Genomic DNA, 21,415 nt, shown 5'->3' with positions numbered 1-21,415 from the left:
ATATACTTTTGGAAGCCTTTATTTCATTATTATTGAATTAATTTATATCTTTTTCACCGATACTTGATTCCACCCTACTTACAAGTCGTTTTATGACTTTTTCCGGCTTTTCATCATTTAACAACATGGATGCCATTTCCTCATTAAATATATCATTAACCTCAGGGTAATCTCCCGTATATGTTACTTCCGGTATTTCAACCGCAATATCCGCAAATTTTTTATGGAATTTGTCTCCTCCAAAATAGTCAACGCCTTCACTGAATTTTGAGCTATCATATGCTTTAGTAAGCGAAGGAAAAAGTCCCTGATTCCCTAATGCATTAATTTGATTCTCCGTATTCGTACTTATAAATTCACCGAATAAGTATGCTGCAGATTTATTATCTGACCCTTTCGGAATAGTAAAACTAGATCCACCACTATTAGCTGCACGACCACCAGCTTCTTCAAATTTTGGGAGAGGGAAAGTTCCCCACTTGCCTGAGAGTTCAGGAGCCTGGTCCATCATCGTTCCGCTGTACCATACTGAATTAGGTATGGTTGCGACTGTACCGTTCTTCATTGCTGCAGCCTGTCCATCTGCGTTAGTAACATTTTGTGAAATACCACTGTCTACTATTTCTTTTAGCTTTTCAGCTGCTCGCAGGGTTTCGTCAGACCCAACATTTAGATTTCCTTCATCATCAAAATAAAAAGAGTCTTGTTGATGAATCATAAACCTTATTAACGGTATATGCCCATTTAATGCTAATCCCAACATTGAAGTACCTGTTTTTTCTTTAATAGTCTCCCCCGCATCGATATAATCGTCCCATGTTTCTATAGATTTTGCGTCAACCCCGGCCTTTTCAAAGATATCCTTCCTATAAAATACCCCAACGGGTCCCAAATCCCTCGGAAACGCAATATAGTTCCCTTTATTGTCCTTAATCATCTTTTCCTTTGCAGGTGCAAATTCCCCCTCATATTCACTAAATCCCATTTCAGATAGATTGGTAAACGAGCCCGGAAATTTCTCTGTAAATGAGGGTAAATCAGTGTCTTGAATTTGAACTAAGTCAGGCAGCTGGCTTTCCTGCCCAGAAGCAAGTCCCGATACTAACCTTTGGAAAACCTGATCTGGTCCTTGTTTATTAATTTCAACATTGATATTTGGATATTTTTCATTAAACTCTGGAACAATAGATTTTAAATAATCGGCTTCCAATGCCCAGGCCCAAACAGTTATATCACCAGATACTTTTTCAGAGTCCATAGATGTAGGCTCTTCCACTTCCCCGGATGTATCAGATTCTTGACATGCACTTAATATAATCATACATAAAATCATTAATACTCCTGTGATTCCCATTTTTTTTAATTGACCCAATGTATTCACTCCAATTCTTCAATTTGTCTTGAGAATGTTTTTAAATTTGTTCTAAAACAATGCTGAGCAATAATCGTAATCATTAAAGCAGGTACGCTAACACCAAAAAAACAGACTAGTCCGGGAAAAAACAATAAAATTCTTCCCCACGCCAGACATAAAATAAAAGCAACGATTGTAAATGGTAGTTTTGCTAACGCTATTAGAAAAGTTTTATTAAAGATTGTTTTATATCCACCTTTATAATGAACATAAATTGGAAAGAAAAATAGTAAGAAAAGCACCAATGTAACAAATAGGCTACCATTTCCTAACAGAAATATTTTAGATATCGGATCGGATTGCGGCAACAATATAAAAAAGTTTGTCAAAAAGATTGCCATTAAACTTACAATTCCTATTCCGATCACATTAGATTTTATAAATTCTTTCCTATAAACATTAAAAAACGAAGAAACTAAGGGGGGATTTTCTTTTTTTATCCATTTTCGTAATATGGTAAACAAACCCACCGTTGCGGGCGCCCACCCAAATAGAACCCCTCCTACTACACAGAACACTACCCATAAAGTATTCAAACAAGCCAAACGTACTATCCAATTGGTTAAGGATCCTATATTTGTTGAGAGAACTGACATTTGGTCTCCTCCTCTAACTCATATTGTAATTATCACTCCTTTAATCCCCTGATTCGGAAATTTTAAAATAATAACGCTTTCATAAATAATAATACTTTGATATTTCCTAAAAGTCAATAATAAGCAAACACATATAAAGATAATTAAGTTTTGTTTACTTTATTATGTGTTTTATTTATGTTTGTTTATATAATATATACCTATATTTCTAAAATACATCTATAATTCCAACATAATTTCATATCCTTTACGACATTTATAAACGAATAGTCGAATGTTTTTATGAGATAATATATCTTATAAACCCTGATATCAATTGTCTTTTCAAATGACTTCTTAAATCATTTGATTTTAAAAATAAAACAAAATAAAATAGAAATACCGTTAACATAATGGGTATAAAGTAGGTTAAAAAGTAAAAAGATGGCCCTTGTTGAATTTCAACAAGGGCCATCTTTTTATTCAAAACAATATTATATTCTCGCTGGAATTACTGAATCGTAAAACCATGATTTACGAATACTTAATAACTGTATTAACCCTATTAATCACGCATCCTCTACAACAACATATGTCGCTGCCACTGGCCCGTGCACACCGACAATTAATTTCATCTCAATATCAGCACTGTTACTTGGGCCCGTTACAAATGATACACACGATGAAACAGGCTGTCCGTTCTTATTTTGTTGATGGATTTTTTTCGTCGCTTGGGTCATTCTAGGGACAATCGTGCTTTTGGGAATAATCGCGATAAAGGATTGCGGGAGGAGACTTATCGAACGTCCATTATAACGGTCATTAAACAAGGTCACCGTCCCAGACTCTGCCAAGGTAACATCGCTGAAGGTTATTCCGATATCTGCTTGCTCGGCAAATAGTTTGTTTTGCTCTCCTTTTTCTTCATCCCAAAGATGAATATCCTTTCCATTCGCTGCTAGATTTTCATAGATTTGATCCAATTCAAATTGCGCTAGACGTTCGCCACTAGCAGAGACGATGGAATTTCCATATTTCTCAACGACTTGCCCGAGCGCGTTAGCCAACCCTTTCTTATCCGTATGAACAAAATCAGTATGAATTTCCTCACATTGCTTTTCCAAGACATCCACTAGTTCATCCGGTGTTGCATTTTTTAACACACGATGCTGAGGACCGACACTCCAATTTGGTCGCTCAACGGTGGCCGTTTTTCGCTTGCGTCCAAGTTGCGTTGCCAAATTACCAAGGAAGGAATCACGGTTTTGGATTGTCATTTTTTATTTCCCCCTTTTTCCCGTTTTTGGAACCAGGAACGGAAAGTTTGCTTAGCAGGTAAAGGAAAATCACGATTCACTGTCCAATCTTTTAGTGGTCCCGGACCATTTTTAATCGTCTCATGCTTTGAAAAGGGTTTTAACGCAGGACGAGCAGCCGCCGCACTCATTTTATAAGCAGCTGGACTTGATCCCCATTTGGCAAATCCTTTCATCGCAATTTGTTCTGCAACTGGTGACATTCCCTCATCTTCCACGATAATTTGGCGATGTCGAATCAGTTGTTCATGAAGCGGAATTTTTACTGGGCAAACCTCCGTACAAGCGCCACATAATGATGATGCGTATGGCAATTCTTTATGATCTTCATACCCATCAAACAATGGTGTAAGCACTGCACCGATTGGCCCTGGATAAACGGAACCATATGCATGGCCGCCTACATGACGGTAAACCGGGCAAACATTGATACATGCTGCACAGCGAATACAGTGGAGAGCAGATTGGAATTCGGATCCCAAAATTTTCGAACGGCCATTGTCCACGATAACTAAATGGTATTCCTCAGGTCCATCCGTCTCGCCTTCCATCCGTGTTCCGGTAATAGACGTAACATAACTAGTCAGCTTTTGCCCGACTGCGGCACGCGTCAAAAGGCTCACCAAGATATCTAGTTCCTCCCATGTCGGTACAACGCGTTCTAATCCCATAACCGAGATTTGTGTATCTGGCAAACTTGTAACCATCCGGGCATTTCCTTCATTCGTAACAAATGTGACCGCACCAGATTCGGCAACAGCAAAATTACAGCCCGTGATACCAATGTCGGCATCCAAAAACTCTTCGCGTAACTGTTCCCGGGCAAATAAGCCAAGATCTTCCGGCGTATCCGTTCCGGTATACCCCTTCTCCTCCGCAAAGGTTTTCTGAATCTGTTCCTTATTTTTATGTATGGATGGTGCGACAATATGGGACGGTGGATCATTATCCAGCTGCAAAATCCACTCGCCAAGGTCGGATTCAACAATTTCTGCTCCAGCTTCTTCAATTGCCTCGTTCATACCGATTTCTTCTGTCACCATGGATTTTGATTTAACTACTTTTTTAGCATTCTTTTTTCGGACAACTTCTTGAATATAAGCATTTGCTTCTTCTTTCGTTTCCGCGAAGAAAACATTTCCGCCTCGTTTCGCAACGTTTTCGCTAAGCTCCTGCAGATAGTAATCAATATTTTCCAATGTGTGTGTACGTATTTCTTCCCCTAATGTACGCCAGTCTTCCCAGTCACCAAGTTCATCTGCCCGAGCCTGCCTGCCATCTCGGAAGCGCCCTTGTGCTGAGGCAACAGCCTGCTGCATGAAACTATTTTCCACACCTTCCTTGACCCGTTCCTTATAGGGTTTATCACTAATTTTTATACCCATTATATTTCCCTCCGTCCGTTTGGTTTTTCAAACAATCCGTTAATGGGAATTCAAAATTTCTGCAATATGTTTGATTTGTACGTACTTGCCTTCCCGCTGCATCATACCACCAATGTTCAATAGACACGCCATATCCCCACCGATCAGGTATTCCGCGCGTGTTTCAGAAACATGTTTTGACTTTTCCTTGGACATTTCCCCCGAGATGACCGAATTTTTCACGGCAAAAGTTCCACCAAAGCCACAGCAATCTTCTTTGATTGGTAGTTCTATTAAATTGATATCCTCGACGTTTTTTAATAGTTTCAGTGGTGCTTCTTTAACACCTAGAATTCTCGTCATATGGCAGGATGGATGATAAGTGACTCTTCCATGGAAACGTGCGCCAACATCCTCTATACCAAGAACATCAACGATAAATTGCGTTAGTTCATAAGCTTTTTCCGCGAGTTCCTTGGCAGGCTGTTCCCATTCCGGATCATCCTTGAAAACTTCCCGGTATTTACGGAGCATCCCGACACATGATCCAGACGGGCCGACAACATACTCGGAATCTTTGAAAGCGCGAATCATCTGTTTCATAGTCTTCTTCGCATCCTCCAAATAACCGCTGTTAAAAGCCGGTTGCCCACAACACGTTTGTGCGGATGAGAAGTCAACCTCACACCCGAGCCGTTCCAGTAATTCTACCGAATGCTTCCCAACCTCTGGGGTAATCATGTCACACATACACGTAATAAAAAAAGAAACTTTCATGGCATTCACCTCCATTTCTGGGACATGGGGACAGGTCCATTGTCCCGCTAAATTCCCTTGTGTTCTCGCTCATTTTTGGTGGGACGCGGGACCTGTCCCCATGTCCCACTTTCAATATGAATAGCTTGTTCTTGGGCCTCGATGGCTAAGGTTGCCGCCTTGAAGGCATGTTCCTGTGTCATTGCATTTTGTGTACCATTCAAACAGTCGAGAATGAATTCCCCAAAAAAAGGATAGCCAACTTTACCTGATAGTTCAAAACGCTTCTCCCCATAACGGTTAACCAAATACAAATTATCAGTAGACGTGCTACGTGCAATATCAATGTACTTTCTCATTTCGATATAGCCATCTGTCCCGAGAATAAAAATGCGTCCATCACCCCAAGTACCTAACCCATCAGGAGTAAGCCAATCCACTCGAAAATAAAAAGTTGCTCCGTTGTCAGCTACGAGAGAAGCATCGCCTAAGTCCTGAAACTTAGGATAATCCTTAAAAGTATAGTTACCCACTTTACTATGTAAAACTTTTGCATCACTAGCCCCGGCGTAATGCAAAAACTGTTCAATTTGATGGCTTCCTATATCGCAAAGAATGCCTCCTGAAAATTCGGGGTCGAAAAACCAGTTTGGTCTGTCATTTGCATTCGCTCGATGAGGACCAGTCCCAATCACCTGCACAACCTTGCCAATTGCCCCCTCGTCAATAAGCTGTCCAGCAAACACAGCCGCCTCGACATGAAGCCTTTCACTATAATAAATACCCCATTTCAACCCTGTTTCCTTTGTTTTTTCTTCTGCCTTTTCGACCTGATTCTTATCAGTAAAAGCAGGCTTATCCACGAAGTAATGCTTACCACTATCCAAAACCTTTACACCAAGAGAGCCTCGTGATGAGGGGACACTTGCACTAGCAACCAATTTTACTTCAGGGTTATCTAGTATTTCTTGTTCAGATGAAACGGCCTTAACATTTGAGTAGGCTTCGCAAAACGCTTTTACCTTTTCTAGGTCCGGATCATAAACATAGGTTAGTTCTCCCCCTGCCTCTATCAACCCGTCACACATCCCATAAATGTGTCCATGGTCTAACCCTATAACGGCAAAAGGAAACATTCCTGATTCTACTACCTTTCCACCCTTTCTTTTTGGGACATAATTCATTCCTTCATTATTGTCTCGCATTAAAAGCTACCCTCCCCTTGCTGCTATTACACTTTTATTAAATGTAAAGATTTATCCTCTAGCTGGTGTATAATATTGCTATCCACCTTACTATCCGTAATAATATGATCAATCAATTCCAAGCCACCAATGTGTGAAAACGCTTGTACGCCGAATTTGCTGTTATCGATCATGATATAAACAGTATCCGCACTCTCGATCATTTTTTTCTTCATGCGGGCTTGCTGTTCGTTTGATTCGCTAATCCCACGCTCTAAATGAAGGCCCTTACATGAGATGAATGCTTTGTTTACATGGTACGTTTCCATAGACGTTTCAGCTAACGGCCCTACAAAAGATAGCGATTTAGATAGCAATGTTCCACCAGTTGAGATCACAGTAATTTGCTTTTTAGCACTTAACTCCATTGCCACCTTGATTGAATTTGTCAACACAGTTAATGGGATATTTGGCAGTGATTTGGCCATATACCAAGCAGTTGTGCTGGCATCCAAAATCACTTTATCTCCTTCCACAATTTGCTTAGCTGCTTCGAGAGCTATTTCTTTTTTCTCATTTACGTTCATTACTTCCCGTTCTGAATAAGGAATTTCCAGGGAATCAGAGGGATTAAGACTGATCGCACCTCCGTGGCTACGGGATAGCTTTCTCTCCTTTTCTAACTTTTCCAAATCCCTGCGTATCGTCTCCTCCGTCACAGTAAAAATCTGGCTTAATTCTGTTACACGGACGCTTTTCCGTTCATTTACTAATTCAACAATTTTTTGTTGTCTCTCAGCAACAAGCATGACCTCACCTTTCTTTCACTAACAATATTTATGTTTGATTATACAATAAATTCCCCGTAATAAGACAGGGAATCTATTGTATAATACTTATCTTGTGAATGCTGCAGCAACTCCACCATCAACCGTAATCATGCAGCCCGTCGTTTTCGCTGCTTTAGAAGATGACAAGAAAGCAATTGATTCCGCAATATCCTGTGGAAGAATATTGACATTTAAGATAGTCCGTTTCCGGTAATGTTCTTCTAACTCATCCGTTCCAATTCCGTATGAGGATGCTCGTTCCTCTTTCCAATTTGAATCCCAAATTTTTGACCCACGAATAACGGCATCAGGCAATACAGAATTTACGCGAATACCGTATTGACCACCATCCGCGGCAACTGTTCTGGCAAGATGTACTTCCGCCGCTTTCGCCGTACTATAAGCTGCCGCGTTTTTACCAGCATATACTGAGTTTTTCGAACCGACAAATACCATGCTGCCGCCAATTTCCTGATTCTTCATTAACTTGAACGCTTCTCGTGCAACAAGGAAATATCCAGTTACCAACACATTTATGTTCAAATTCCATTTATCCATCGTTGTTTCTTCAAATGGGCTAGAGCTTGCTAGACCAGCATTATTCACAATAATATCGAGCCCACCATATTTCAAAACAGATGCTTGAATCGCTGCTTCTACTTCTTCTTCTTTCGTAACATCCATTTTGACTGCGAATGCACGATTTTCTCCGTAGCGCTCATTAATTTCAACGGCAAGGTCTTGTGCCCCTTCTAAATTAATATCAGCGACTACAACATGGGCACCTTCTGACAACAGGCGTTTACACGTTGCACTGCCAATACCGCCAGCGCCACCAGTTACAAATGCAACTTGACGGGAGAATTCTGCCTCTTTAGGTGCAAGGCTTAGTTTGTATAGTTCCAATGGCCAATATTCAATCGCAAAGGATTCTGCCTCATTAAGCGATACAAAGTTTCCGAGTACAGTGGATCCGCGCATAACCGACACGGCACGATGATATAATGATTGACTAACATTGGCAGCAGACCAGCTCTTGCCTGTGTTGACCATGCCAATTCCCGGGATCAGCAGCACACGCGGAACTGCCTCGACCATGTTGTCCCCTTCTGATTTATTACGTTCAAAATAAGCAACATATTCTTCCTTAAAGGCAGCAATTCCTGTTTTAATACTTTCTATTAAACTATCAACATCTTTGCTTGCTGGATCCCACTCGACATATAATGGTGTTCGTTTCGTATGAACAAGGTGGTCTGGGCATGCAGCACCAATTTGTGATAATTCCTTAGCATCTTGGCTATTTACAAATTCAAGGATTGCTTCACTAGCGTCATTTGTAACGATCATCTTTTTATCTGTACTAACTTGCCCACGAATCACCGGCAAAACTTGAGCAAGGATTGTTTCTCTATCTGCTTGATTCAATGATTCAAATTTTTGACCGCCAAAAAGTGTTTCTCCTTTTGCTTTAGCTTCAATATAATCCTCAGCCTCTTGGATAACAGAAATTGTTTTATCATAACTTTCCTTGGATGTTTCTCCCCACGTTACAAGGCCATGCTTTTCCATAATAACTAGGTCAGCATTCGGATTGTTTTGCACACCTTCCGCAATCATTTTAGAAAGCTTAAATCCCGGACGAATGTATGGTACCCAGACAAATCGATCACCATAAATCTCTTTAGCAATCTCCTGTCCGTTATCAGCACACGCAATGCTAATGATGGCATCTGGATGTGCATGGTCAACATGCTTGAACGGCAAAAATGCATGTAATAACGTTTCAATTGAAGAACGAGGATGTTTCGCATCAATCATACAGTGCGACAAGTAATCTACCATTTCCTCATCTGTCATATCCTCTTTTTCCATGAGTGGCTTAATATCTTCAAGCTTTAGGCCTGTGAAATTCTTAGCCTTCATTGTCGCAAGGTCAGAACCGCTTCCCTTCACCCACATTACTTCAATTTCATTTCCTTTAAAGTCCGTTTCTGTTGTTTTTGTTGATGTATTTCCACCACCCCAGTTTGCCACGGAGCGATCTTGGCCTAGTAAATTTGAGCGGTATACTAGTTCATCTAAGCCAGCTTGGCAGCTGTTATTGTTGTTATCCCAACGATTTTGTACCAATTGAAAAACCTCCTGTGTGTCGATGTTGAAATAAGTATATCATGTTTTTGTTTATTTTTGAATATGTTTGTTTTATTTTGATATGCATTTCCGATGCGGAAAACTGCCCATTACTTTCTGTTAGACAAAATCGTCTTTTCGTATTTTTTGACCTCTTCAAGCCACGTCTCTTTCACTGGTACTCCCATTTGTTCACAATAATAATCCCATATAGCACCAAACGGATATGTTTTGAACTCCTCCATTAATGCAAGTCGCTCGGTAAAGTCACCTTCTTCTTGCAGTTGTTTCAAATGTTCATTCGGGGTAAGCATGGCATATAACAACGCTTTTATCATATTGCGCGTTCCAATTGTCCATGCAGCAACGCGATTAATGCTTGCATCAAAGAAATCCAGTCCAATCGAAACTTTATCCAATGCATCATTACGAACAATTTCCAATCCGATTTCCCGCAATTCATCATCCAAAATAACGACATGATCACTATCCCATCGAACTGGTCGTGATACATGCAATGCCAACTTATCACTATATAAAAGCATGGCTGAAATTTTATTCGATACCATTTCAGTCGGATGGTAGTGGCCGGTGTCTAGTAAACATAATTTGTTGTTCTTCAACGCATAGCCCATGTAAAATTCATGGGATCCAACGACATATGCCTCAGACCCAATACCAAATAATTTGCTCTCAACAGCGTCAACATTGTATTTTTCATCAATTTCGACTTTGAAAATTTCATCTAACGAATCTTTCAATCGCCTTCTTGGTGTCAAACGGTCACTTGGAATGTCCTTGTATCCATCAGGAATCCAAATGTTCGTTAATGCTGGTGTTCCTAATTCCTTCCCAAAGTATTCGGCGACTTTACGGCTAGCAATGCAGTGTCGAATCCAAAAATCTCTAATTTCTTTGTCTGGATGTGCTAACGTTAATCCATCATCTGCTTTTGGATGAGAGAAAAGTGTTGGATTAAAATCTAGTCCCAATTCATTTTCCTTCGCCCAATTTACCCAGCTCTCAAAATGCTCAGGCTTTATTTGATCTCTTTCTACCACTTCACCATTTGTTTCCCCATAGATGGCATGTAGATTCACTCGATGTTTACCAGGAATAAAGGAAAGTGCCTTTTTCAAGTCACTTCTTAATTCTTCCGGTGTCGTTGCTTTTCCGGGATAATTACCGGTTACATCAATTCCGCCAGATAGTTCTTGTTGATTCACTTCAAATCCACCAATATCATCGCCTTGCCAGCAGTGAACTGAAATCGATACTTTTTTCAATTGTTCTAACGCTCCATCAACGTTAATACCCCATTTTTCATAAGCCTTTTTAGCAGTTTGATAGTTTTCTTCGGTTGTCAACGTTATCCCTCCACTTTTGTTTTGCTCGTATATTTTTTCATTGGAAACGATTGTTTAATGATACTTCTAGCTTGCTGGATGCCATCAATTTCACCCATAGCCATCAATTGGGTAACAATATTTCCGATTGCTGTTGCCTCCACTGGTCCAGCTAAGACTTCTTTCTGTGTTGAATCCGCTATCAATTGGTTCAGCATCTCGTTTTGCGAGCCGCCTCCAATGACATTAATTTTTGTAAAATCTTTCTCATAGATTTCTTCGATTTGATGAATCGCCTTTTGATAACTTACTGTCAAGCTGTCAAACACACATTTTGCAACTTGCCCCGGGTTTTCCGGCACAGCTTGATCGGTTTCTAGACAGTATTCCTCGATTTCAACGATCATATTTTCTGGTTTTAAAAACCTGTCTTCATCAACATTTACGGTCGAATGAAACTCTTTTTCCTGATCAGCCAACGCAGCCAGTTCGGCAAACGAATAACGATCCGCATAATTCCGTTTCACTTCCTGGATCATCCAAAGCCCCATAATATTTTTTAAAAAGCGATAGCGATAATCCAGCCCACCTTCATTTGTAAAATTGAAATCCAATGCTTTTGTAATACAAATCGGGAAGCTGTTTTCTACTCCGATTAAGGACCACGTACCCGAACTGATATAAATAGTGTCCTCAAAGTCCGGCACAGCAACGACAGCTGATCCCGTATCATGGGTTGCCGGCAACAGCACCTTCATGTCGAAACCAAATTCGGCTGCCAAATCTTCTCTTAGGCTTCCCAATTCGGATTTCGGTGGCAAAGTTTCCGGGAACATATCTTTATTTATCCCTAATTGATCCAAAAGTTCTTTATCCCACTTTTTCGTAAACGCATTAACAAGCTGTGTTGTTGTCGCATTGGTGTATTCGCTTACTTTTTTTCCAGTTAATAAAAAGTGAAGATAGTCAGGAACCATCAGAAAAGATCTAGCTTTCTCTAAAATTTCCGGATTGCTTTTTTTAATAGAATATAATTGATAGATGGTGTTAAATTTTTGAAACTGTATTCCTGTTTCTAAGTACAATCGTTCCTTGCTAATCTTCTGAAAAACTTCTTCCATCATTCCATCCGTTCTAGGATCCCGATATGAAACAGCATCTGTGAGCAGTTGATCATTTTCATCCAACAAAACAAAATCAACGGCCCATGTATCGATGCCAATGCTTTCTGGTCTTAATCCCTTTGTGCTGCACTGTTGGATGCCTGCTTTTATTTCGGAAAATAGTCCGTTTAAATCCCAGCAAAAGTGTTTATTCCTTTGAATTAATTTGTTTTCAAACCGGTAAACTTCCTCCAGCTGTAGTTTTCCGTCTTCAAGATAACCAGCGATTAATCTTCCGCTTGATGCGCCGATGTCAACGGCTAGGCTGCATTTGGTCATATGTGTCACCTCAAATTTCCTTTTAGAAATATCAATTCTTAGTAATCAATCCATATGAAATACTTCCGTTAAGTCTTTGGTGACTGGACTTTTGTCTGGATTCGTTTCCATAACAGATTCCATATATGACCACCACTTCTGATTAATTTCCGTTGTAGCCATTTCACTCCAGGTTTCCTCATCTTCAATCTCAACATAACCAAATAACTTGCTCGTTTCCTTGTCTAAAAAAATGGAATAATTTGACGCCCCATGATTATGTAGTTCTTCTACCATTTCAAGCCAAATTTCATTATGTCGTTTTTCGTATTCTTCGTGCATATCTGAATGCACAGTCATTACGAATGCTTTTCTAATCATCTCTTTCACCCTCCCTAAGAACCGAATGTTAACGATTACATTATTTGATTTAATTTTATTATAATTCTATCACCAAATTCAAGTAAACACAAAACAAAATAAACAGAAGTTATTTTGTTTATTTTTATGTTGACTTTGTAATTTTATAGAATTATAATGAAAGCGTTGTCAGACTATTTTTGATTTACAAAATAGTAAGGGCTTACTTTTCCTATTGTAAACAAAATTAACAGGAAACAGAAATGAAGCCAAAAAAACTACAATGGAGGCGAATAAAATGAAACGAAATATTTTGGTACTTCTTATCTGTACTTTTATCATTGTGGCATTTTCCGGTTGCAGCAGTAAAACATTAGCAAAAGATAAAGTAGTATTAAGGTTTGCTTATGCAAGTAACAGCCAGCCAGTTAAAGATGCCATGGCAAAATTTGGAGAGTTGCTGGAAAAGAAGACAAATGGTGAAGTGGTCGTAGAATACTTCCCTGATGGGCAGTTAGGAGGTGAACGAGAACTCATTGAATTAACGCAGACCGGAGCTATAGATATTACAAAAGTAAGCGGTTCCGCACTTGAAAGCTTTTCAAAAAAATATTCTGTTTTTGGTACTCCATACTTATTTGATGGAGAAGAACATTTTTATAAAGTAATGGAAAATCAAGAAATAATGCAACCCGTCTATCAATCCACAAAAGATCTAGGGTTTGTCGGATTAACCTATTATGACTCAGGTCAAAGAAGTTTCTACATGACTGATGGGCCTGTAGAAACACCGGAAGATATAAAAGGTAAAAAGATTCGTGTCATGCAAAGTGAAACGGCAATAAAAATGATTGACTTACTGGGTGGAACCGCGGTACCTATGGGTAGCGGGGAAGTGTATACATCCCTACAACAAGGAATTATTGATGGGGCTGAGAATAACGAATTTGTTTTGGTTACAGCTGGACACGGAGATGTTACTAAATATTATTCGTACGATGAACATACAAGAATACCTGATATCGTTATTATTAACAATGAAACACTAAAGAACTTAACTAAAGAACAAAGGGAAGCTGTCCATGAAGCAGCAAAGGAATCTACAGAATTTGAAAAATCCGTCTGGAAGAAAGCTGTTGAGTCTGAAAAAGAAGCAGCGATCAAAAACCATGGCGTCGAGTTTAACCAAGTAAACAAAAAGCCATTCCTAGAAGCGGTACAACCAATTCATCAAGAATTCAAAGACGATGATGATTTAGGTGAAATCTATCAAACAATTCGAAGTTTAAGTAAAAATGAAGAATAGGAGCATAAATAATGATTAAGAATTTAAGGAAATATCTCGATAGAACACTTGAATTTGTAACATGCACACTACTTCTTATTATGGTAGCGGTTACTACTTGGCAAGTAATAACCCGTTATATACTGCATCAGCCAAGTGCTGTCACAGATGAATTTCTTAGGTTTAGTTTAATTTGGTTCTCATTGTTAGCGGGAGCTTATGTTGTAGGGAAAAAGAGTCATATTGCCATCACCTTTCTTAATGATCGACTCAAAGATCGTAGTAAAAGGATACTGGATGTCATCATTCAAGTTAGTTTCATAGTCTTCGCAATCATCATGTTGTTTGGAGGAGGAAAAGCCGTTTCCCTTACAATGGCACAAATATCGCCTTCCCTAAGCTTACCTATGGGCTATGTCTATCTATCTTTGCCAGTGTCTGGGGTATTGATAATTTTTTATAGTCTCATTAATTTGATGGAGCTATTTACTAATAAAAACAATAATCTAACTGAAAGTGCATAAAAAAACAAAGTAGGTGAAAGTTGTATGGTTTTGGAAGCTAGTTTAATTTTAGTCCTTGTTTTTGCTGTTCTGCTTGCAGTAGGTATACCTATTGTTATTGGTATTGCCGTCGCATCCTTATCAACCGTATTATTAATGTTGCCATTAGATATAGCCGTCTTTACATCAGCACAAAAAATGGTAGCAAGTATTGATAGCTTTTCATTGATTGCGGTACCTTTTTTTATACTGTCTGGAATCATAATGAACAACGGAGGAATTGCCAACAAACTTGTTGATTTTGCTAAGTTAATGGTTGGAAAAATTCCCGGCTCACTAGCACATACGAATATAGTGGGTAATGCACTTTTCGGATCAATTTCCAGTTCAGCTATTGCTGCTTCTACAGCAATAGGTGGGGTGATGGTCCCACTTCAGGAAAAAGAGGGCTATGAAAGAAAATTTGCAGCCGCCGTTAACGTTGCGTCCGCACCCACTGGAATGGTGATTCCGCCAAGTACTGCGTTCATTATATTTTCATTAATAAGTGGTGGTACATCCATCGCTGCTTTATTTATGGGCGGATATGTAATTGGAATATTATGGGCATTGGCGATCATTATTGTGTCTTACATAATCGCCAAGAAAAGAAAATATCCCATTGTACAACAATCTACCAACGTAAATGCAAAAAAGGTTATTCTAGATGCAATACCAAGTATACTATTGATTTTTATTATTATTGGTGGAATACTTACCGGTGTCTTTACGGCGATTGAAGCATCTGCAATCTGTGTAGTCTATGCATTGTTTTTGTCTTTGATTTACTATCGAACATTAACTATTAAGCAATTACCTAAAGTACTAATTCAGGCAGTTGAGATGTCGGGAATAGTTATGTTATTGATTGCTGCCTCCTCCTTAATGTCATTTGCAATGGCATTTACCGGAATACCAGAGGCATTAAGTAACTTTGTTTTAGGCATATCTGATAACAAATTTGTTATCTTGCTACTAATTAATTTATTATTATTGGTAATTGGTATGTTTATAGATATTGCACCGGCAATATTAATTTTCACACCAATATTTTTACCAATCGCAACAAGTATAGGTGTAGACCCAGTACACTTCGGAATATTTTTTATCCTCAACTTGTGTGTTGGTACGATTACACCACCGGTTGGTACTGGTTTATTCGTTGGTTCCATGGTAGGTAAGGTAAAGGTAGAACAATTAATAAAACCACTCATTCCTTTTTATATTGCCATTTTTGTTTTATTAATGTTGGTAACCTATATTCCGCAAATAAGTTTGTTCTTGCCTAAATTGTTAGGCTTATAGATGACTAACTTTACACAAAAAAGTACACATCTAAGAAAGTAAAGGAGACTACGTTATAATGGACCAAAAGGTTTCTGTTGTTCTAGTTGGGATCAGCGGTTATGGAAATATCTATTTAAATGAATTGCTTCACAATAATGAAAATACTTTTATTCAAGGTGTCGTAGATATCAAGCCAGAACAATCTAATTATTACAATCTGATTGCTGAAAGAGGTATACCAATATTCAAATCACTGGAAGAATTTTATATGAATGCAACGGCGGATTTGGCTATTATATCTACACCAATTCACTTTCACAAAAAACAATCCTGTTATGCCATGTCACATGGTAGCAACGTACTTTGTGAAAAGCCAATCAGTGGGAATCCGGATGACATAGATGAAATGATTAAAATACGTAACCAAACAGGGAAATTTTTAAGTATTGGATTTAATTGGTCATTTACCGATTCTGTTCAATTACTTAAACAGGATATTTTAAATGGCATGTTTGGGCAAGCAAGGCGCATGAAATCGCTTGTTTTGTGGCCGCGTGATGATAATTATTATTCTCGCTCACCATGGGCTGGAAAAAAATACAGTGTGAACGGTGACATGATTTTTGATAGTATTGCCAATAATGCTACTTCCCATTTTTTACATCATATGTTTTATCTATTAGGAGCAACCACAGACAGTAGCTGCAAGTTGAGGGATGTTACAGCAGAACTTTATCGTGCAAATGATATTGAGACATTTGATACGTGCGCTGTTCGGCTGGATTCTGTGAATCAAACGGAAATCTTATTTTACGCATCCCATGCTATTCAAGAGGAATTAAATCCTCGCTTCAAATTTGAGTTTGAATTAGCTACCATTGTCTACAACCCTGACGATGGTAAAAATAAAGTGGTTGCCCATTTTAATGATGGAACTACTAAGGTATACAGTAATCCGGAAGATGACCATTTAGCAAAATTAAGGGTTTGTGTGAATGCTATACTAAATGGGGACGAGAAAGTTTTATGTGGACCTGAGGCGGCAGTTGCTCATGCAATATGTATTAAGGGAATGCATGAATCAGTTCCGCAAGTTCCTAAATTTCCAACCAAAGTAAAAAAATACAATAAAGATATAAAACAATGGCAAGTAACAGGTTTAGAAAGGGTATTGATGGACTGCTATGATAAGTGGACTCTTCCTAGTGAATCTAAGGTCACCTGGGCAAAAAAGGGAAAGCAAATAACATTGACATAAACGTATTATTATTACAGAACAAAAAACTAGGCTATCAGTAAATTGATATGCCTGGTTTTTTTATATTCCAGCCTTAACACCATAAATTTCTAATCATAAATAATAGCACTTTTATAAGTAATAATACTCTGACTCTATTTAAAATCCAATACGAAATAAAAGGGTATAAAAGTATGTTTCAGCGATAAGAACTTGTACCTCTATCTTGCAACAAAAACATGAACGCCTCCTGATAATAAGATGTTTACATATTGCACTTCCAATACCGCTGCGCATCCCGTTACAAATTCTAACTGACGAAGGAACTAGCCTATATTAGATCACAACATTAATCAATTAAATTGCTTAAAATAGCTCTACTTGCTTTCAACCAGTTGACAGCCATTAGCATATTTCCATAGGAATTCATATGTACCCCGTCCGTTGTTAATTCATATCCATTTCCTGCTTCTAAATATTTTAGAAAGGCCTGATGTGTTGGTACAACAACCAGATTATATTTCTTGGCTAAACAATTCGTGATTTCCACGTAAGGTTCCAGTTTTTTATTCCCAATTGAATCTACATTTTCTTCAATTATAGTTGGCTCCATTACAATAATTTGGGCATTTGTTTTTTCATGAACTTGTTTTAATAAGTATTCATAAACATTTCTAAATTTATCTGGATATACCTGCTCGATATTCGGTTGATCAAACTGTCTCCATACATCATTAATACCTATCGATATTGAAACTATATCGGGGTTTAAGTCAATAACGTCACATTGCCATCTTTCAGCTAAGTCTATTATTCTATTCCCACCAATTCCTTTATTGATAATATCCAGATCTTCTTCAGGATATGTTGTTTTTAGATAATCATGCAGTATCCTTACATATCCTGTCCCAATTCCTTCTGTATCTTCTCGAACTCCCCATTCTGTAATACTGTCACCAATAAATATAATTCGTTGTGTCATGTTACAAACGCCCCCACAAATAAGTCTGTATTTTTCATATTTTATACAAACAATGAAGAATAGTATCTACTAATCTACTATTCTTCATCTATATGACATTCCATACGTAACCGTTAACTAAACATGCTTCAAATAACAATCCTTCATCGTTTCAAGTGTTTCATCACCAGGCTGATCCCAGATAGCTTGATTGATAATTTCCACCTCAATCGGACCATTGTAGCCAGCCTTTTCCACCGCCTTACGAATACGACGGATTTCGATAACACCGTCACCCATCATTCCCCTTCCTTTAAACATATCTGGAACGGGAACAATCCAATCGGAAACATGAAATCCCAAAATATTATTTTTTGCCCGTTCGATTTGCTTATAAAGCTGTGGGTCCCACCATACATGAAAGACATCCACAATAACCCCTACCTGATTCGGGTTAAACTTCTCTGCCATTGTATTAGCCTGATCTAATGTGACAACAACCGAACGATCGGCAGCATACATTGGATGGAGCGGCTCGATACCTAACTTGACTCCATGTTGTTCAGCAAATGGAACTAATTGTTCAATACCCTCTTCTACCCATTTTCGGGAAGTTTCGATATCCTTATCCGGCGCAGGGCCGCATACCAAAACCAATACATCGGTTCCTAATTCTGCTGCTTCTTCTACTGCACGTCGATTATCGTCCAGATTCTTTTGTCTTTGTTCCAACGTGGATGCTGGAAACATTCCACCTCGACATAAACTAGATACTTTTAACCCTGAATCCTTAATAATTCGTTTACTTTCTGCAAGTCCAATTTCATGCAGTTTATGACGCCAAATAGAAATCCATGGTATTTCTGCTTTAACACAACCATTTACAGCTTCTTGTAAGCTCCAATTATCGGTTGTTATCTGATTAAGACTTAGATTCTCTATTAGTGGTGAATTATTTACCATAGTAACAGATCTCCTCTTTAATTATTCAATCCCAGATTGTGCTAATAAAACCTTCATTCGTTTAATTGCAAGCTCCGGATTTTGTAAAAGCCCCGCATCATCAGCAAGGACAAACAGATCGGAAAGATGAACAATGGAACGCCAGCTTTCCGCTCCCCCTATCATTTTGAAGTGAGATTGATGCCCGTTCAAATAAGCCATAAAGACAACACCTGTTTTATACGCGTAAGTTGGCGCTTGAAAAATATGCCGCGATAACGGAACCGTCTTCTCCAAAGCCGCATGATAGGTTTCCAGGTCATTTCTATCTAATGCATGAAATGCCGCTGAAGCAGCAGGAGCAATTGCATCAAATATTCCCAGCAAAGCATGACTATATCCCTGTTCATCTCCAAGAATCAGATTGGGATAATTAAAATCATCACCTGTATACATTTTGATATCGTCTGGAAGCAAACGTCTCATTTCTATTTCACGTTGTTCGTCTAACAGGGAGATTTTTATTCCATCAATTTTATCTTTATTTTCTTTAATCACTCGTAAACAAACTTCCATTGCCTTATCAATATCATCATGTCCCCAGTATCCCTTTAAAGCAGGATCGAACATGTCTCCAAGCCAATGTAGAATAACCGGCTGTGAAACTTGGCTTAATATATTGCCATACACTTTTTCATAGTCTTCAGGTGTTTTTGCGCAAGCTGCCAATGCACGGCTCGCCATTAAGATAATTTGACTACCTTGATTTTCAACAAATTCGCACTGCTCCATGTAAGCATTAAGTACATCCTCAAGTCGCACATTCGGTCCGGCGTTTAGATGATCTGTCCCCGCACCACTCGCTATCTTTCCATCAACCGATTTGGCTTCCTTAACAGATCTCTTTATCAACTCCTTGGCTTGTTCCCAGTTAAGCCCCATTCCACGCTGCGCTGTATCCATTGCTTCAGCCACACCTAATCCATGTGACCAGAGATAGTGACGGTATTTCATCGTAGCATCCCAGTCTATCTGACTATTGTTAAGTGGATCCGTATCTGCAAAAGGATCTGCTACGACGTGTGCTGCCGAAAAAGCAATCCTTTTTTGAAATTGTTGACCCTTTGGAATCTCAAAAGAAACCGCTTCTTTTGGTGTATACGTGTATAATTTTCCACCGCTTTTTGGTAGTTTTAGTTGGTTCGTCAAAATAGTACCCCCCTAAATTTCTAGTGTGGGAACGTCAATCCAGCGACGATCATTCCAGGATTTCAATGCTAAATCTGATAATTGTGTTCCCTTTGCCCCTTCAAGTAAATCTAAATCATAGGCTTCATCGGCTACTACATGTTTCAAAAACATTTCCCATTGAACCTTAAATGCATTCTCGAATTCCTGATTTGCCGGTACTTCCTCCCACTGTGACTGAAAATCAAATGGATTAGGGATATCTGGATTCCAAACTGGTTTTGGCGTGTTCACGCGATGTTGTGTTTTGCAATCCCTTAAACCAGCAACAGCACTTCCTTCCGTACCATCCACTTGAATCGTAAGCAAATCCTCACGGTTCACTCGTACTGCCCACGATGAATTTGCTTGAACAATAACGCCATTGTCAAGTTCAAATGTCGCATAGGCCGCATCATCTGCTGTACATTGATACGGTTCTCCATTTTCGTCTATTCGTTCCCCAATGTGTGTTTTACCGATACATGATAATGATTGAATCGTGCCGAAAAGATGGGAAATAACGTATCTCCAGTGCGCAAACATATCAACGATTATTCCGCCTCCGTCTTCTTTTCTGTAATTCCACGATGGACGCTGTCCTTCCTGCCAATCCCCTTCAAAAACCCAATAACCGAACTCCATTCGTACGGATAAAATTTCACCAAAGAAACCGGAATCAATGAGTCGTTTAAGTTTTAATAACCCTGGTAGGTAAAGTTTATCTTGAACCACGCCATTCTTAACTCCAGCATTTTTTGCAAGCTTCGCAAGTTCTAATGCCTCTTCCGTACTTTCAGCTGTTGGCTTCTCACAATAAATATCTTTTCCTGCTTTTATTGCCTTTCGTATACCATCAGCCCGGCGCACAGTAGTCTGAGAATCAAAATAAATTTGATTATAGTCATCCTCCAGTGCCTCATCCAAATTAGTTGTCCAACGAGACAGATTAAACTGTTCCACCAGTTCCTTCAACCGGTTTTCTCGGCGTCCGACCAGAATAGGATCTGGCATAATCTTATCTCCATTCGCTAATTTAACTCCACCTTGTTCCCTTATTGCAACAATCGAGCGAATTAAATGTTGATTTGTTCCCATTCTCCCTGTTACACCATTCATAATAATTCCGATTTTTCGTATTGACATGTTCTTTTCCCCTCTCTCATTACGCTATTTGTATGTAATGATATTACGTTTTCACTAAAATTTCTTATAACTTCAGGTAATAAATTCTC

General features: G+C 38.8%; 19 protein-coding genes. 4 read left to right on the top strand and 15 right to left on the bottom strand.

What is annotated here, in order from left to right; translation table 11 throughout:
• Positions 1-37: 37 nt before the first annotated feature.
• The 11 genes from ACW2QC_RS01570 to rhaM all read right to left on the bottom strand — a co-directional run bounded on the left by ACW2QC_RS01570 (position 38) and on the right by rhaM (position 12,720).
• Positions 38-1,372: an ABC transporter substrate-binding protein gene (locus ACW2QC_RS01570; protein ID WP_457542218.1), complete on the bottom strand. Its 1,335-nt coding sequence runs from the start codon at positions 1,370-1,372 to the stop codon at positions 38-40.
• Between the two features lie 5 nt (positions 1,373-1,377).
• Complete coding sequence (locus tag ACW2QC_RS01565; RefSeq protein ID WP_457542217.1) at positions 1,378-2,010, bottom strand: YesL family protein; 633 nt, start codon at positions 2,008-2,010, stop codon at positions 1,378-1,380.
• Positions 2,011-2,558: 548 nt separating this feature from the next.
• Positions 2,559-3,266, bottom strand: coding sequence for a LutC/YkgG family protein (locus ACW2QC_RS01560; RefSeq protein WP_457542216.1), 708 nt, complete (start codon positions 3,264-3,266; stop codon positions 2,559-2,561).
• Positions 3,263-4,690 (bottom strand): LutB/LldF family L-lactate oxidation iron-sulfur protein, encoded by a 1,428-nt coding sequence (locus ACW2QC_RS01555; protein ID WP_457542215.1) that lies wholly within the window; start codon positions 4,688-4,690, stop codon positions 3,263-3,265. Before ACW2QC_RS01555 ends, ACW2QC_RS01560 begins: the two co-directional genes overlap by 4 nt.
• A gap of 39 nt (positions 4,691-4,729) precedes the next feature.
• Positions 4,730-5,446 (bottom strand): (Fe-S)-binding protein, encoded by a 717-nt coding sequence (locus ACW2QC_RS01550; RefSeq protein WP_457542214.1) that lies wholly within the window; start codon positions 5,444-5,446, stop codon positions 4,730-4,732.
• A 47-nt stretch (positions 5,447-5,493) separates the two neighbouring features.
• Positions 5,494-6,630, bottom strand: a complete 1,137-nt coding sequence (locus tag ACW2QC_RS01545) for a Gfo/Idh/MocA family protein (RefSeq protein WP_457542213.1) — start codon at positions 6,628-6,630, stop codon at positions 5,494-5,496.
• Between the two features lie 26 nt (positions 6,631-6,656).
• Positions 6,657-7,418: a DeoR/GlpR family DNA-binding transcription regulator gene (locus tag ACW2QC_RS01540; protein ID WP_457542212.1), complete on the bottom strand. Its 762-nt coding sequence runs from the start codon at positions 7,416-7,418 to the stop codon at positions 6,657-6,659.
• Positions 7,419-7,505: 87 nt separating this feature from the next.
• Entirely contained in the window at positions 7,506-9,572 is a 2,067-nt protein-coding gene (locus ACW2QC_RS01535; RefSeq protein ID WP_457542211.1) for a bifunctional aldolase/short-chain dehydrogenase, read from the bottom strand.
• A gap of 110 nt (positions 9,573-9,682) precedes the next feature.
• Positions 9,683-10,939: an L-rhamnose isomerase gene (gene rhaA, locus ACW2QC_RS01530; RefSeq protein WP_457542210.1), complete on the bottom strand. Its 1,257-nt coding sequence runs from the start codon at positions 10,937-10,939 to the stop codon at positions 9,683-9,685.
• 2 nt (positions 10,940-10,941) lie between these two features.
• Entirely contained in the window at positions 10,942-12,360 is a 1,419-nt protein-coding gene (rhaB, locus tag ACW2QC_RS01525) for a rhamnulokinase (protein WP_457542209.1), read from the bottom strand.
• A gap of 45 nt (positions 12,361-12,405) precedes the next feature.
• Positions 12,406-12,720, bottom strand: a complete 315-nt coding sequence (gene rhaM / locus ACW2QC_RS01520) for an L-rhamnose mutarotase (RefSeq protein ID WP_457542208.1) — start codon at positions 12,718-12,720, stop codon at positions 12,406-12,408.
• Positions 12,721-12,997: 277 nt separating this feature from the next.
• On the opposite strand from rhaM, the gene ACW2QC_RS01515 reads away from it, so the two are divergent.
• Genes ACW2QC_RS01515 through ACW2QC_RS01500 form a run of 4 tightly spaced genes read left to right on the top strand, consistent with a single transcriptional unit; the run spans position 12,998 to position 17,071 of the window.
• Positions 12,998-14,005 carry a TRAP transporter substrate-binding protein gene (locus ACW2QC_RS01515; protein WP_457542207.1) on the top strand — a complete coding sequence of 336 codons (1,008 nt, stop codon included), beginning with the start codon at positions 12,998-13,000 and terminating at the stop codon, positions 14,003-14,005.
• An 11-nt stretch (positions 14,006-14,016) separates the two neighbouring features.
• Positions 14,017-14,508, top strand: coding sequence for a TRAP transporter small permease (locus tag ACW2QC_RS01510; RefSeq protein ID WP_457542206.1), 492 nt, complete (start codon positions 14,017-14,019; stop codon positions 14,506-14,508).
• Between the two features lie 24 nt (positions 14,509-14,532).
• On the top strand, positions 14,533-15,831 hold the full coding sequence (locus ACW2QC_RS01505) for a TRAP transporter large permease (RefSeq protein WP_457542205.1): 1,299 nt from the start codon (positions 14,533-14,535) through the stop codon (positions 15,829-15,831).
• A gap of 58 nt (positions 15,832-15,889) precedes the next feature.
• Complete coding sequence (locus ACW2QC_RS01500) at positions 15,890-17,071, top strand: Gfo/Idh/MocA family protein (protein WP_457542204.1); 1,182 nt, start codon at positions 15,890-15,892, stop codon at positions 17,069-17,071.
• 328 nt (positions 17,072-17,399) lie between these two features.
• Here ACW2QC_RS01500 and ACW2QC_RS01495 read toward each other — a convergent pair whose 3' ends face one another.
• The 4 genes from ACW2QC_RS01495 to ACW2QC_RS01480 form a co-directional block, all read right to left on the bottom strand.
• Complete coding sequence (locus ACW2QC_RS01495) at positions 17,400-18,032, bottom strand: SGNH/GDSL hydrolase family protein (protein WP_457542203.1); 633 nt, start codon at positions 18,030-18,032, stop codon at positions 17,400-17,402.
• 117 nt (positions 18,033-18,149) lie between these two features.
• Positions 18,150-18,974 (bottom strand): sugar phosphate isomerase/epimerase family protein, encoded by an 825-nt coding sequence (locus ACW2QC_RS01490; protein WP_457542202.1) that lies wholly within the window; start codon positions 18,972-18,974, stop codon positions 18,150-18,152.
• A 21-nt stretch (positions 18,975-18,995) separates the two neighbouring features.
• A complete protein-coding gene (locus ACW2QC_RS01485; protein ID WP_457542201.1) occupies positions 18,996-20,162 on the bottom strand; it encodes a dihydrodipicolinate synthase family protein in 1,167 nt (388 codons plus the stop codon).
• A 12-nt stretch (positions 20,163-20,174) separates the two neighbouring features.
• Positions 20,175-21,326: a Gfo/Idh/MocA family protein gene (locus tag ACW2QC_RS01480; protein WP_457542200.1), complete on the bottom strand. Its 1,152-nt coding sequence runs from the start codon at positions 21,324-21,326 to the stop codon at positions 20,175-20,177.
• Positions 21,327-21,415: the final 89 nt, after the last annotated feature.

The organism is Virgibacillus sp. FSP13 (assembly GCF_054048505.1).
This window is presented reverse-complemented; position numbering and strand designations above follow the sequence as displayed.

Excerpts from the sequence above, each read along its gene's own strand:
- ACW2QC_RS01565 (WP_457542217.1), bottom strand. The coding sequence starts at position 2,010 with ATGTCAGTTCTCTCAACAAATATAGGATCCTTAACCAATTGGATAGTA.
- ACW2QC_RS01560 (WP_457542216.1), bottom strand. The coding sequence starts at position 3,266 with ATGACAATCCAAAACCGTGATTCCTTCCTTGGTAATTTGGCAACGCAA.
- ACW2QC_RS01555 (WP_457542215.1), bottom strand. The coding sequence starts at position 4,690 with ATGGGTATAAAAATTAGTGATAAACCCTATAAGGAACGGGTCAAGGAA.
- ACW2QC_RS01550 (WP_457542214.1), bottom strand. The coding sequence starts at position 5,446 with ATGAAAGTTTCTTTTTTTATTACGTGTATGTGTGACATGATTACCCCA.
- ACW2QC_RS01545 (WP_457542213.1), bottom strand. The coding sequence starts at position 6,630 with ATGCGAGACAATAATGAAGGAATGAATTATGTCCCAAAAAGAAAGGGT.
- ACW2QC_RS01540 (WP_457542212.1), bottom strand. The coding sequence starts at position 7,418 with ATGCTTGTTGCTGAGAGACAACAAAAAATTGTTGAATTAGTAAATGAA.
- rhaB (WP_457542209.1), bottom strand. The coding sequence starts at position 12,360 with ATGACCAAATGCAGCCTAGCCGTTGACATCGGCGCATCAAGCGGAAGA.
- rhaM (WP_457542208.1), bottom strand. The coding sequence starts at position 12,720 with ATGATTAGAAAAGCATTCGTAATGACTGTGCATTCAGATATGCACGAA.
- ACW2QC_RS01515 (WP_457542207.1), top strand. The coding sequence starts at position 12,998 with ATGAAACGAAATATTTTGGTACTTCTTATCTGTACTTTTATCATTGTG.
- ACW2QC_RS01510 (WP_457542206.1), top strand. The coding sequence starts at position 14,017 with ATGATTAAGAATTTAAGGAAATATCTCGATAGAACACTTGAATTTGTA.
- ACW2QC_RS01505 (WP_457542205.1), top strand. The coding sequence starts at position 14,533 with ATGGTTTTGGAAGCTAGTTTAATTTTAGTCCTTGTTTTTGCTGTTCTG.
- ACW2QC_RS01500 (WP_457542204.1), top strand. The coding sequence starts at position 15,890 with ATGGACCAAAAGGTTTCTGTTGTTCTAGTTGGGATCAGCGGTTATGGA.
- ACW2QC_RS01495 (WP_457542203.1), bottom strand. The coding sequence starts at position 18,032 with ATGACACAACGAATTATATTTATTGGTGACAGTATTACAGAATGGGGA.
- ACW2QC_RS01490 (WP_457542202.1), bottom strand. The coding sequence starts at position 18,974 with ATGGTAAATAATTCACCACTAATAGAGAATCTAAGTCTTAATCAGATA.
- ACW2QC_RS01480 (WP_457542200.1), bottom strand. The coding sequence starts at position 21,326 with ATGTCAATACGAAAAATCGGAATTATTATGAATGGTGTAACAGGGAGA.